The sequence below is a fragment of the Savagea faecisuis genome, assembly GCF_042675605.1.
GTDB classification, from domain to species: Bacteria; Bacillota; Bacilli; order Bacillales_A; family Planococcaceae; genus Savagea; species Savagea faecisuis.
The window spans coordinates 57,848-70,467 of record NZ_JBHTJF010000023.1 but is presented as its reverse complement, the minus strand read 5'-3'; the positions used below and the strand labels follow the sequence as shown (position 1 = coordinate 70,467).

Annotated in this window: 11 protein-coding genes; 2 read left to right on the top strand and 9 right to left on the bottom strand. The window is 44.3% G+C overall.

Translation table 11 applies throughout. The features are described 5' to 3' along the window. Nucleotides 1-163 precede the first annotated feature (163 nt). Complete coding sequence (locus ACFQ0V_RS08040) at nt 164-1,174, top strand: sodium:solute symporter family protein (protein WP_381012061.1); 1,011 nt, start codon at nt 164-166, stop codon at nt 1,172-1,174. Nucleotides 1,175-1,324: 150 nt separating this feature from the next. On the opposite strand, the gene ACFQ0V_RS08035 is transcribed toward ACFQ0V_RS08040, so the two are convergent. The 3 genes from ACFQ0V_RS08035 to ACFQ0V_RS08025 are packed head-to-tail and all read right to left on the bottom strand — an operon-like array spanning nt 1,325 to nt 4,370. Next, nucleotides 1,325-2,098, bottom strand: a complete 774-nt coding sequence (locus ACFQ0V_RS08035; RefSeq protein ID WP_381012059.1) for an SDR family NAD(P)-dependent oxidoreductase — start codon at nt 2,096-2,098, stop codon at nt 1,325-1,327. Then, a complete protein-coding gene (locus tag ACFQ0V_RS08030; RefSeq protein ID WP_381012057.1) occupies nt 2,095-3,210 on the bottom strand; it encodes a CaiB/BaiF CoA transferase family protein in 1,116 nt (371 codons plus the stop codon). The genes ACFQ0V_RS08035 and ACFQ0V_RS08030 overlap by 4 nt, the downstream gene beginning before the upstream one ends. A 17-nt stretch (nt 3,211-3,227) precedes the next feature. Beyond that, complete coding sequence (locus ACFQ0V_RS08025; protein WP_381012054.1) at nt 3,228-4,370, bottom strand: acyl-CoA dehydrogenase family protein; 1,143 nt, start codon at nt 4,368-4,370, stop codon at nt 3,228-3,230. A gap of 176 nt (nt 4,371-4,546) precedes the next feature. Here ACFQ0V_RS08025 and ACFQ0V_RS08020 point away from each other — a divergent pair, with 176 nt between their 5' ends. Further along, the gene (locus ACFQ0V_RS08020) at nt 4,547-6,646 is read left to right on the top strand and encodes a sigma 54-interacting transcriptional regulator (RefSeq protein WP_381012052.1); all 2,100 of its coding nucleotides are present in this window, start codon (nt 4,547-4,549) and stop codon (nt 6,644-6,646) included. 9 nt (nt 6,647-6,655) lie between these two features. Here ACFQ0V_RS08020 and ACFQ0V_RS08015 read toward each other — a convergent pair whose 3' ends face one another. The 6 genes from ACFQ0V_RS08015 to ACFQ0V_RS07990 all read right to left on the bottom strand — a co-directional run bounded on the left by ACFQ0V_RS08015 (nt 6,656) and on the right by ACFQ0V_RS07990 (nt 12,474). Next, complete coding sequence (locus ACFQ0V_RS08015) at nt 6,656-7,420, bottom strand: YibE/F family protein (RefSeq protein ID WP_381012050.1); 765 nt, start codon at nt 7,418-7,420, stop codon at nt 6,656-6,658. Continuing rightward, on the bottom strand, nt 7,417-8,496 hold the full coding sequence (locus ACFQ0V_RS08010; protein WP_381012047.1) for a YibE/F family protein: 1,080 nt from the start codon (nt 8,494-8,496) through the stop codon (nt 7,417-7,419). The genes ACFQ0V_RS08015 and ACFQ0V_RS08010 overlap by 4 nt, the downstream gene beginning before the upstream one ends. Before the next feature lie 83 nt (nt 8,497-8,579). Next, nucleotides 8,580-9,878: a GntP family permease gene (locus ACFQ0V_RS08005; protein WP_381012044.1), complete on the bottom strand. Its 1,299-nt coding sequence runs from the start codon at nt 9,876-9,878 to the stop codon at nt 8,580-8,582. 252 nt (nt 9,879-10,130) lie between these two features. Continuing rightward, the gene (locus ACFQ0V_RS08000) at nt 10,131-11,507 is read right to left on the bottom strand and encodes an amidase (protein ID WP_381012042.1); all 1,377 of its coding nucleotides are present in this window, start codon (nt 11,505-11,507) and stop codon (nt 10,131-10,133) included. After that, nucleotides 11,494-11,670 (bottom strand): hypothetical protein, encoded by a 177-nt coding sequence (locus tag ACFQ0V_RS07995; protein WP_381012039.1) that lies wholly within the window; start codon nt 11,668-11,670, stop codon nt 11,494-11,496. The genes ACFQ0V_RS08000 and ACFQ0V_RS07995 overlap by 14 nt, the downstream gene beginning before the upstream one ends. A 174-nt stretch (nt 11,671-11,844) precedes the next feature. Continuing rightward, nucleotides 11,845-12,474 carry a carboxymuconolactone decarboxylase family protein gene (locus ACFQ0V_RS07990; protein WP_381012036.1) on the bottom strand — a complete coding sequence of 210 codons (630 nt, stop codon included), beginning with the start codon at nt 12,472-12,474 and terminating at the stop codon, nt 11,845-11,847. Nucleotides 12,475-12,620: the final 146 nt, after the last annotated feature.

Sequence of the window (12,620 nt, the reverse complement as noted above, 5' to 3'; positions counted from 1 at the left end):
ACAATGCCGCAATCAACATTAAAAACGAAGGGTTACGCTTATTAGCATAGAAACAAAAACTCTTGGAACAAGAGGGTTAGCTCGGTCATTTTTCGTTGGCTAGTAAAAGCAACGATAAGTCGAGAAGCCCCCACTTCAAGTAGACCGTAAGGTTAACTAAGTGGTGGGTAGTTCACCAGGGCTCATTTTAATCGCCGTCATCGTCGTGGCGTACGTGTACGTCGGCGGTTCGTATGCGGATGTGTATACGGATGCGGTTCAAGCGATTATGATGGCTGCAACAGGCATAATCGTCTTTTTATCTGGGTTGTATTTCTTCGGAGATTGGAGCATTTCAAAAACGTTCCAAGCGATTACGGATAACTTTAAAGAACAAGATATGCAGTTGCTCTCTGTCTTTAATTCAGATTCAAACTATTATGCGATTTCAGCGGTGCTCGGTTTACTCATTATTCAATTTTCATTCGCTTCACAACCGCAATTATTTAATAAAGTATTATCGTTAAAAAACGAAAAAGATTTGCGTAAAATGATCATCGTTTACATTTTTGCAGCGGCCGCTTCATTGTTCGTGTTATTCGGTGGATTTTTCGCCCGCATGGCCGTTCCAGGATTGGAACAAGCGGATCTTGCATTACTCGAATATGTCGCATGGGGCTTCCCTGCTGCGCTCGCCGCATTCGTTGCGGTCGTCATTTTAGCAGCTGCTTTATCGACGACAGACGGTCTATTCGTCGTCATGAGTACGGTATTTGCGAATGATATTTATAAAAAAGTGCTCGTGAAACGTGGCATCATTAAAACGACACCTGAAAAAGCGGACGCAATTGCGCTCAAAATTAGCCGCATTGTCGTTTTAGCGGTCGGTTTGCTCGCTGCGCTCATCGTCTTAAACCCACCGCCATTTTTAGCGGATTTAATGTGGGTAGGAATATCAGGTGTATCGGCAGGAACACTCGGACCTGTCATGTATGCCGTATTCGGTAAGAAAAAAGCGCATCGCCGCGCTGCAGAAGGTTCGATGTTTATCGGATTAGCATTTTATTTAGTGATCGTATTTACAGGCCTTGAGCCGAGTCCGCTCGCTGCAGGTGGTTGGTCTACGCTCGTCGGAATCATCACGATGTTCGTCTTAGCGAATCTCTTGCCACGTCCAGCAGAAGCGACAAAATAAGGAGGCGTTCGTATGTTTAGTTCTACGATGTTTACTATTTGGATTGTCGGAATGATCGTATCGACTGCGATCTTTTCCTTCTTACTTTGGAAATACTATAAACCGGAATAAAGAAAAGGATGTTGCTTTTATCGCAACATCCTTTTTTTGCTACTTCGCCGCCATGCGAATACTTCCATCGAGTCGCACAACTTCTCCGTTCATATATTCATTTTCGATTAAAAACGTTACGAGATGCGCAAATTCTTTCGGCAAGCCGAGTCTCTTCGGAAATTCGACTGTCTCTTCTAAACTTGCGACGACTTTTTCGCCTAACCCTTCCGCAAGCGGTGTGCGGAATAAACCTGGCGCAATCGCATTGACACGAATGCCCGTCGATGATAAATCACGCGCTGCCGGCAAGCTCATGCCGACGACGCCCGCTTTACTCGCACTGTATGCAATTTGTCCCATCTGCCCTTCAAATGCAGCGACAGACGCCGTATTAATGATGACACCACGTTCCCCATGCGTAGAGTACGGCTCGTTGTTCGCCATTTGTTCTGCTGCAAGACGCATAACGTTAAACGTCCCGACTAAATTCACTTGAATGACGCTTTCAAAATTTTCAAGTGGCATGACGCCTTTTCTTCCTAATATTTTTTGCGGCGGTGCAATTCCTGCACAGTTGACGCAAGCATGAATAGCTCCGAACGTATCGATCGCATGCTTGATGCCTGCTTGTACAGAAGCTTCATCCGTCACGTTCACGTGCGCACGCGTCACACGCTCTCCGAGTCTTTCACATACTTCTTCTGCTTTCGCTTCATCTAAATCGAAGATGACCGCGCGCCCTCCTTTTTCAACGACAGCTTCTACGACACCTAACCCTAATCCTGAAGCGCCCCCTGTTACGACGACGACATAATTCTCCCATTGCATCATTTAGTTTCCCCCTTTGGAATGATCCGCCCAACGTGACGATACGTCGGTGGATTGTTTTGAAATTGAATCGGTTGTCCAATTTGTTGCACGACGGTTCCATCTTCTTTCGGTACGTCGACAATCATGCCGCGCGCACGCAATTGTGGATGGTCCATCGCTTCTTTCAATGTGAGCACAGGCTCCACACAGCAATCTGTTTTTTCAAATACAGCACACCACGATGCGAAATCACGCGTTTTCAACCGTTCTCGTAACGCTTCTTTAAACGCTCGTAACACCGACTCGTCTTCTGTAAATGTGCGCTCATACCATTCCTCTAAACCGACAATTTCGCACAGCTCTTTACGAAATGGTGGCTCTAAACTACCGACCGATAAATAGCGACCGTCCGACGTTTCGTAATAATCGTAAAAGTCGCCCCCATTTAATAAATTCGACTCCGGCCCGACATCTTCTCCTGTCGCTAGTACACCTGACCCGAACAAAACATTGAGTGAAAAACTCGCGTCCGTCATACTAATGTCAACGTAATCCCCTTCACCCGTTTGCGTTCGCTTATAAAGCGCAGCCAAGACACCGACTAAACTATATAAAGATCCCCCTGCTAAATCCGCTAGTTGAACACCGAGAGGAGATGGACGTTCTCCTTCTCGGCGCGAATAGTTCGAAATGCCAGCGAGCGATAAATAGTTCAAATCATGCCCCGCTCGGTCCCGATAAGGACCGGTCTGCCCGTACCCTGTAATCGAACAATAAATGATGCGTGGATTGATTTTACGCAACGTCTCATAATCGAGTCCGAGACGAGCCATCACGCCTGGACGAAACTGTTCAAAAATAATGTCGTACTCCTCAATGAGCTCGTAAATGCGCTCTTTCGCCCCTTCTTCTTTCAAATCGAGTGGGAGCACTTCTTTCGAACGGTGCAATTGACGCCCCGCAGCAGACATTCCTTCCTCATCGACCGGTGATAACGTTCGCACGAGATCGTGACGTGTCGGTGAAACGATTTGCAAAATGTCCGCTCCGAGATCTGCTAATGTTTGCGTCGCAAATGGCCCGGGCAACAATGTCGTAAAATCTAATACTTTAACCCCTTGTAACACCGTCATGGCACACTCCCCTTTACTTAACGTCCGAAAATGTCGCGGCTAATAATTTCTTTCATAATTTCAGAAGTTCCCCCGTAAATTCGTTGAACGCGCGCATCGACGAACGCACGAGCGATCGGATATTCACGCATGTAGCCGTAACCGCCGAACAACTGTAAACACTCATCGACGATGCGACCTTGCGCTTCTGTACATGCGAGTTTCGCCATACTTGCGGTCGCTGTATCAAGCTCTCCGCGGTCGAGCAATTGGTAACATTTTTCGATAAATGCACGATTCATCGCCGCTTCCGTTTTCATCTCCGCAATTTTGTAACGCGTATTTTGGAAGTTGCTAAGTGGCTGACCGAACGCTTGACGCTCTTTCACGTATTGAATCGTCCACTCTAACGCTCCTTCCAACGCACCGAGTGCTCCTGCTGCGAGTGATAAACGCTCTTTCGGTAACTCTTTCATTAACGTAATAAATCCACCGTGCAATTCCCCGAGCAATTTATCTTTCCCGACAACGACATCTTCGAAAAATAACTCCATCGTATCGCATGAAAGAAGACCGATTTTATCTAAGTTCGTTCCGCGTTCAAATCCTTCGATCGGCGCATCCACTAAGAAGAGCGACGTTCCTTTTGAAGCGCGAACACTCGAATCCGTACGCGCTGCGACGATAATTAAATCGCTATGCTCCCCGTTCGTAATAAATGTTTTCGCACCATTAATTGTAAACGTTTCGTCCGCTTCATTGTAAACAGCCGTCGCTTTCATCCCTTGTAAGTCACTTCCTGCGTTCGGCTCCGTCATCGCGATAGCCCCGACGATTTCCCCCGTCACCATTTTCGGCAAATAATGTAACTTTTGCTCTTCTGTTCCCGAGCTTAAAATGTAGTGCGAAACGATATTCGCATGAACCGAAATGTTCACCGAAATCGAACCGTATCCTAAACGGTTAAACTCTTCTACGACGAGTGCTGCAAATTGATACGGAACGCCAAGTCCGCCATACTCTTCTGGAATGTCAACGCAAAGGAATCCTTCTTCCCCTAACTGATTCCATAACTCGCGTGGTGTATTCCCTTCTTTTTCCCACTGATCAAAATACGGTGCCACGTGCTTTTCAGCAAATGCTTCGATCGACTTTCTAAACAAATCTAATTCTGCTTGCATAACTTTCCTCTCCCTTTGTATGTATGATGCCAATAGAAGAGATGCAATAAGCGTGCCAATCGTTGAAAGATGGCTATTGAAGCGTTTACATTTTTCATGTAAAGTGAAAGTGTAAACAAAAATTAACAGAAAAGTGTAAACTGTTCACAATACTTAACGGAAAGGTGGAATGGGTCATGCTCGTTCGAGATGTGATGACACATCAATTTGCTACATTAGAAACGACGGATACACTACAATACGCACTCGTTCAATTCGCAAAGACGAAACAACATATTTTACCGGTCGTCCAAGAAACAGGTCAACTCGTTGGCATTTTACCGAAAAACCGCTTAATTGAAGCATTAGCAGACGGTCGTGCTGTCGATAGTTATATTGAAGCGCTCATCAATTACGAGCCGTACAGCTTGCAACCGACGGAAACGATTCCTGATGTTAGACAAAAATTACTACGACTCAAAATCGGTCACGCCCCTGTTTTAAATGAACAGCAACAACCGATCGGCATGATGTCGACGACGGAAATTTTAGCAGCGTACAATCAAATTTTAGAACGGATGGAATCGGAACTTGAACTCATGTTCCACCATTTAAACTTCGGTTTGTTTTCCGTCGATTTACGCGGTCAAATGATTTCAATGAATCATTTCGTTCAAACATTGCTCGGGTGGCCAGACGACTACTTCCATTTCGGCGAGCTTCCTCAAGATGCTCCGCTCGTAGAAGTCGTACAATCGGTAGTAAACGAACGTCAAAGTTTAACCGTCCGTCTAACAATCAATCAGCATAGCTTATTTGCTAAAGGGCATCCACTCTACGACCAACACGACGAACTGATCGGAGTGATGATTGTCTTAGAAGATGTCACCCAACTTGAACAGACAGCGAAAGAGCTACATTTTTCAAAAGAATGGGAGCATAAATTGCGCACCGTCGTTGAACTTGCGTATGACGGACTCATTTTAGTAAATGAACAATTTCAAATTACGATGGTGAATGACGGGTTTTGTCAATTGTTTAACGTGACAGAACGCGACGTACTCAACCGAAACATTACGACGTTATTTCCTGAGTTACAAGTGGAAGAAAGCATTCAAAAAGGTGTCCGTCTTCAAAACGTACCTACTTTAATTAAAGAAAAACAATCCCTCATTACGATTTTACCGATCCATGACGGAGACCATTTCGTCGGCGCCATTTGTAAAATTACGTACCAAGGGTTGACCCAACTTCAAAAAGCGATTCAAAAAGTGAATCAACTCGAACAACAAGTGACCTACTACGAACAAGAATTGACCGAAATGAAAGGGACGAAATATACGTTCGCACACATTATCGGCGAATCACAACCGATGCAAAAAATTAAACGAGAAGCGTATGCGGTCGCTCAAAGTCGTTCGACTGTTTTATTGCTCGGGGAAAGTGGAACAGGAAAAGAATTGTTTGCTCATGCTATTCACGCATCGAGTAAACAAACGGGCGCCTTCATTCAAATTAACTGTGCAGCGATTCCGGGTGAATTGTTAGAAGCGGAGCTGTTCGGCTATGCGGAAGGAGCGTTTACAGGAGCGAAAAAAGGCGGGAAAAAAGGGAAATTTGAACTCGCTCAAAATGGAACACTGTTTTTAGACGAAATTGGCGATATGCCGTACCCGCTTCAAACGAAATTACTACGAGTACTGCAAGAAAAAGAATTTGAACCGCTCGGCAGCCATCAAACAATTCAACTCGATACGAAAATTATCGCCGCCACGAATCGTGATTTACCGAGTTTGATTCAACAAGGGAAATTTAGAGAAGATTTATATTATCGTTTACATATTATGCCGATTCACATCCCACCGTTACGCGAACGGATGGAAGATTTGCCGAGCATCGTCGAAGAAATCATCCGCGACTTAAACCGTTCAGGCTTTCGCATTCAAGGGATTACACACCCTGCCTTAGCGCGGCTGCTCACATACGATTGGCCCGGAAATGTGCGTGAATTGTACAATATGTTAGAACGCGCGGCGAACTTAACGACGATTCACGCCGAATATTACATCGATCTCCACCATTTACCGGAACAAGTGACGCCTGCTCAACAAGACATACCCGTTCGCAACCGGTATGAAGCGACAAAGCGTGAAGCAGAACGCGCAACGATCATTCAAGCATTGCGAGAAGCAAACGGCAATAAAGCGCGCGCCAGTCGCCTTCTCGGCATTAGTCGCACATGGCTATACAACCAAATTCAACAATTCCATATTGAAGAACGAGAATACCTCGACTAAAAAGCGACCTCATGAAGAGAGATCGCTTTTTTTAACACGCCATACAGTTAATATTGTCGTAATCGGAATGACGAGTGCGATCGCCATGCCCGCTGAAAAGATCGTTACCATTTCTGCACTAAATACTTTTGAATTAATCATTTCTCCAAAAGTATATGAAAGGTCTTTAAACCAAAGTAAAAGCGCTAAATACCCTCCGAAAAAGGCGAAAAATAACGTGTTCGTATCCGTCCCTAAAATGTCACGACCAATTCGTATGCCTGAGGCGAATAGTTCACGTCGCGTAATGGCACGGTCGTATTTCGCTAGTTCATAGAGCGCCGTCACGATGGAGATGGCGACATCCATAATTGCACCGATCGTACTCATGACGATGACGGCCGCCCCAATTTTGACGAAATCTAACCCGACATGTAAAGAGAATATCGTCAGTTCATCCATCTCCTCTTCTCCGAATCCTTGAATACTTCCCATTCCATTCAACCACGTAATCCACCCAAAAATGAGAAGTGCCGTTAACAATGTCGAAGCGAAGGCGATTTTCGTCTTTTCATGAACACCGTTGATGAAAAATAAATTAATGACGCCGACGACAACGACGAGTAAAGCGGTCACTAAAATAATCGGCACGTCTGGATTGACGAGGAAAAATAGTAAGACGATGAGGGCTCCGAAGTTTAAGAAGAACGCGATAAACGCGCGCACTCCTTGCCACTTGCCGACATAGGTCATTAAAGCGAACAACACGATACTCATCAATACGAGTGCACTCATGTGATCACTTTCTTCCGTCTCAAGTAACGGAGCGTCATATGAAGACTGATCGGAATTGCGAGTACGATGCCGATGCTACCGGCAAGCGCCCGCGCAAACTCCAGGGATAAATTCATCGAAAACGTATAATTTAACGGCACGTCATTCATCACATAAAGCAACATGACAGGAACCGACCCGCTCATATAAGCGAAAAATAAAATGCTCGTAATCGTTCCCATAATGTCGCGACCGACTTCTTCCCCCGCTCCCTTTAAACGAACGAGTGTAACATTCGGTTGTTCAGCGAGTTCAAATAAAGTAGACGCCATCGTCATCGCTACATCCATCACCGCTCCGAGTGAGCCGATGATGAGCCCTGCGATAAATACTGTACGGTACGGACGACTTAAAAACTGCATCTCCTCATAATTCAATCCTCGCTCATTCGTCCACGCAAAAATGAGCAATACGACACCGAGCGAGACGAATGTCGCGACGAGACTCGTCACGATCGCTACATATGTTTTCGGCGACAGTCCACTCACACTGACGAGCGAAATGACGACGAAACAAATCGCTAAAATGATCGCGAGCGCAATTAAAGATACGTTGTTCGTCTGCACATATAGATGAATGGCCCCGTACAAGAGCAAAACGTTCACCCCAAAACTGATGAGTGAAAACATCCCTTGTCTACCACCGACAAGAAGCAAGAATCCGATAAAGCCGAACATCGCTAACACGACGACATGATCCCGCTTCACTTGAACGGCCATCCATTCTCCTTGATGGCGCTCCATAAAGACGTGCATCCTTTCTTTCAACAAAAAGTCCGCAGCGCCAGAACACGAGGCGATATGCGTCCACTCTACTTGCTTCCCTTTCTTTTTGCCGTTTTGCCATTCGCCAACGATTTGTTGCGTGACGAGACGGTCTTCATTGCGATACGAATCGACAACGGTCTCTTCTTCTACGACAGTCACCTCTTGTACTTTAACAATCGGTTTGTCATAATACGTCGCATTGTTCCAAGTAAACGCTAAACTGAGTGAAGCGACGACTAGAAAAATACTAGCGATGATCCATTTTTTCATTCGCTCACTCCTTTCTCGTTCAGTTTATCACGTTCAAAAAGAGAAAACGAGCGTTCCTCTCGTTATGAGGACGCTCGTCTTTATTAAAAGATCGTGTACATAAGAACGACTACCGCTAACACAATAGTAGGAATGATGACGCTTAAAACGAGAATCGGTTTATACGCCGCCTTATGCGTTTCCTTCGCTACCCCTTGAACCGTCGTAACGATATACCCGTTATGCGGTAAAGAATCGAGTCCACCTGAAGCGAATGCCGAAATACGGTGCATCGCGCCAGGATCTAATCCTTGCGCCATGTAAATCGGTGCTAAAAGTGGTAAAGCGATTCCGAGTCCGCCTGCTGCAGACCCTGTAATCCCGGCGATAATCGTAACTGCAATCGCGAGTCCTGCATATTCTAAACCAGGCATATTCGTCAAACCGTCCACGATTGATGTGAATGCAGGAACTTTGGAAGCGACCGCTCCGAATCCGACGACCGCACTCGTATTCGCAATCGCAAGTAGAGCGTTCTCCACACTAATCGATAAAATTTTCATATGTTCTTTCACATTTCGGTACATGAGCAACCAGGCGATGACACTACCGGCAAACAATGCGACGATGACCGCATGTTGTGTCGCGATAAATTTCGCGAGCACGTTCAACACCGTAACGACCGTCACTAAAGGTAAAATCGCAATCACTATCGACGGTAACTTCGCCTCATTTTGTACGATCGGCTCCGTTCGTTCATACGGCAATTGGAACACTTCACCGTTGCGCACTGCACGATTCACCATCATTTGGAAGGCAATTCCACCAAGAACCATAATCATCAATGCCCCGACGACACCAATCCAGCCCCCTGCTGTCGGCGTCGTACCGAAATATTCAGTCGGAATTAAGTTTTGAATTTCTGGTGACCCAGGCGACGTCATCGTGAACGAAATCGAACCGAAGACGAGAGCTGCTGGAATGAAACGGTGCGGAATGTTAGCGCTTTCAAATAATGAGACCGCAATTGGATAAATACAAAACGCTACAATATAAACACTCACGCCCCCGTATGTCATAACCGCTGCCGCTGCAACGACGGCTAACGCTGCTCCTTTATTGCCAACACGGCGTTTAAACCATTCAGCAATCGCTTGTGCCCCTTTCGTATCTTCCATCACTTTTCCGAAAATGGCTCCGAGTAAAAAGATTAAAAACCACGATTTAAAAAATCCCGTAAATCCTGTCATATAGTCTTCTGTTAACGCATCAATTAAATTAAGTCCCCCAGTTAATGCTAAAATAACAGCTGATCCGACAGCGGCAATAATAATATTTATGCCTCGCATCGTCAAATAAATTAATAATGCCAAACTCCCAATTAACCCCAAAACACTAACCATACAGTATCCCCCTTGTTTTAAAAAAAGTGAAGATTCAAGAGCAATCGACTCCCCCAAGTCTTCATGCGCTTGAATCTTCGTATGAAAGCTCATGCCCTTTCATATGCCGATATAAGATATGCAAGGACTGTGCCAACTCTAAATGATAGCGCTTACAACGTTTTCATTTTATGCTGTCTATTGTTTTATACACTTTATCGTCTATGTGTCTAAATCGTCTAACAACTTCTCATTAAAATTTAGACAAAAGATTTAAACGAGTAATTCATACAGTCGCGCTACGTCTAAAACTCGTTTATCGTCAAATGCTGGACCGACAATCTGCATACCGACTGGTAAATTATGCGCGAAACCTACCGGCACACTTGCGACAGGTAAACCTGTTAAATTAAACGGTCCTGTAAAACGAATAATATGATCTAATAAAGGCACTTCTTCTCCATTAATTATTGCCGTATGTGAACCGATAGAAGGTGCTACAAACGGAATCGTCGGTGTAAGTAATACGTCTACTTGTTGGAACATATTCTGAAACTGTCTATCTAGTTGCTGGCGAATTTGTTGCGCTCGTAAATAATCAACCGCTGACGGCAATTCCCCGAGCTTCAACAAAAATCGAACATCTTCTCCAAAATCTTCTTCTCGCTCAATTAAATTGTCATGATGAATAGCGCTCGCTTCTGACGTAATCGTAATCATTTCAGCATATTCGACATGAGCTAATGCAGGTACATCTACTTCTACTATCGTTGCACCTGAATCTTCAAACAGCTGAATCGCTTCTCGTACACGTTTTTCAACTTCATCATCCACTTGATTGAAAAAATACGATTCATTTATACCAATCCGTAAGTTTTCTAGTGAAATGTCCACTTCTCCTGCATAAGATACTGGCTGCACACATTGAATAGAAGTAGGATCTTTCGCATCATATCCTGCTAATACATCTAACATGAGCGCGCTATCAATCGCTGTTTTCGTCATTGGTCCTACGTGATCTAATGACCAAGCGAGTGGGAAACAGTTTGCTTTACTGACGAGACCATGTGTCGGCTTCAAGCCAAATATTCCACAAAAGGCTGCGGGTATACGAATAGACCCACCAGTATCTGTTCCGAGCGCACCTATTGCCATATTTGTCGCAATGGCTACACCCGATCCGCCACTTGAGCCCCCCGATATTTTCGTTGTGTCATACGGATTACGACACGCATCATAAAATGGATTATCATTTGTCGCACCCCATGCGTATTCATGCATGTTTAATTTCCCTAAAAAGACAGCACCTGCTTCTCTCAATTTTTTCACGACTGTCGCATCTTCTGTCGGAATGAAATGTTGATGAATTTTCGAGCCCATCGTCGTCGTTTCATTCGCGAAGTAAATATTATCTTTAATCCCGATTGGAATACCGTGTAAAGGACCACGATACTTTCCTTCTGAAATTTCACGCTCCGCTTCTTTCGCTAAATGAATCGCGCGATCTTTTTGAATATCGATGTAGGCATTATGCTGTTGTTCTTTTTCTTCAATTTGTTGAAAAACATCTTCCACTAATTCCACTGGCGATATTTTTTGCGTACGAATTTGTTCGGCGAGAACGTATAAAGATTGTTCACTTAATCTCATCGCACTCACCTCCTGGCTCATACGTTAACGCAATATCCGCTTCATTTAATGTAACGTGTTGAAAATTGTTTTTTAATGCTTCAATGACTTCCCACTGACGATGCAATTGCTCCCATTCTGCGTCTGTGACACGCACTCCTCTTGTTTCTAACATTTCTCTCATTAGTTTTCCCCCTTATTTTTGTAAACGCTTTCTAACTCAATATAAGGGGCGTTTTTCATTATGTCAAACATAATATTATTCTCTTAACATTCAATTATGCTCATTTAACTAATTATTTCGTCCTCTAACAACAAAAACCATGCTCCCTTATTAGAGAACATGGTTATATATTAATTAATCGAATGTTTTTAAAGGTGTAACGCTTTTTGTGAATGCGCTACCTGCGTTTAATGCGCTCGCGATGAATACTGTTTCTGCTAATTCTTCTTTCGTTGCGCCTGCTTTTTTCGCGTTTTTCACGTGGGAGTCGATGCAATATGGGCATCCTGTAATTAATGCTACTGCTGTTGAGATCAATTCTTTTTCTTTCACGTCAAGCTCGCCTTTCGCTGTCGCTTTCATCGTGAAGTTGAAAAATGCACCGAAGTCGTCCGGCGCTAATTCTTTTAAGCCTGGTACGTGTGATAAATATGATTTTTTGAATAACTCATCGTCTTCTGCATCGTTGAATGATTGGAATGCGTTCGCTGCGTGAGCAAAAGCTGCGCCTGCTTTTCCGGCTGTTGCGATCATGAGTGCTTCTGCCACTTCAGCTTCTGTCGCGCCAGCACGTTTAGCGCTTTTACTATGCACGTCTAAGCAGTAGTCACAGCCTGTCGTTGCGGCACAAGCGATTGCCATTAATTCCTTCGTTTTATGTGAGAGTGCACCGTCTTTAAATGCAACCGCGTTCCATCCTTGGAATGCTTCCGCTGTCGCCGGCGTTAATTTACCGAATTTACCTAATTGTTTCATCGTTTCCATGAATAATTCCTCCTTCAAATTGTCACTTCAAAGTAACTTCACTTACAAATATACTATAGGGGGTATATTTTGTCTACTGTTTTGCTTCCGTTATTATTTTCACGATAAAAAATAGCCTATATCATAGGGAGGCAAGAATTTTAGAA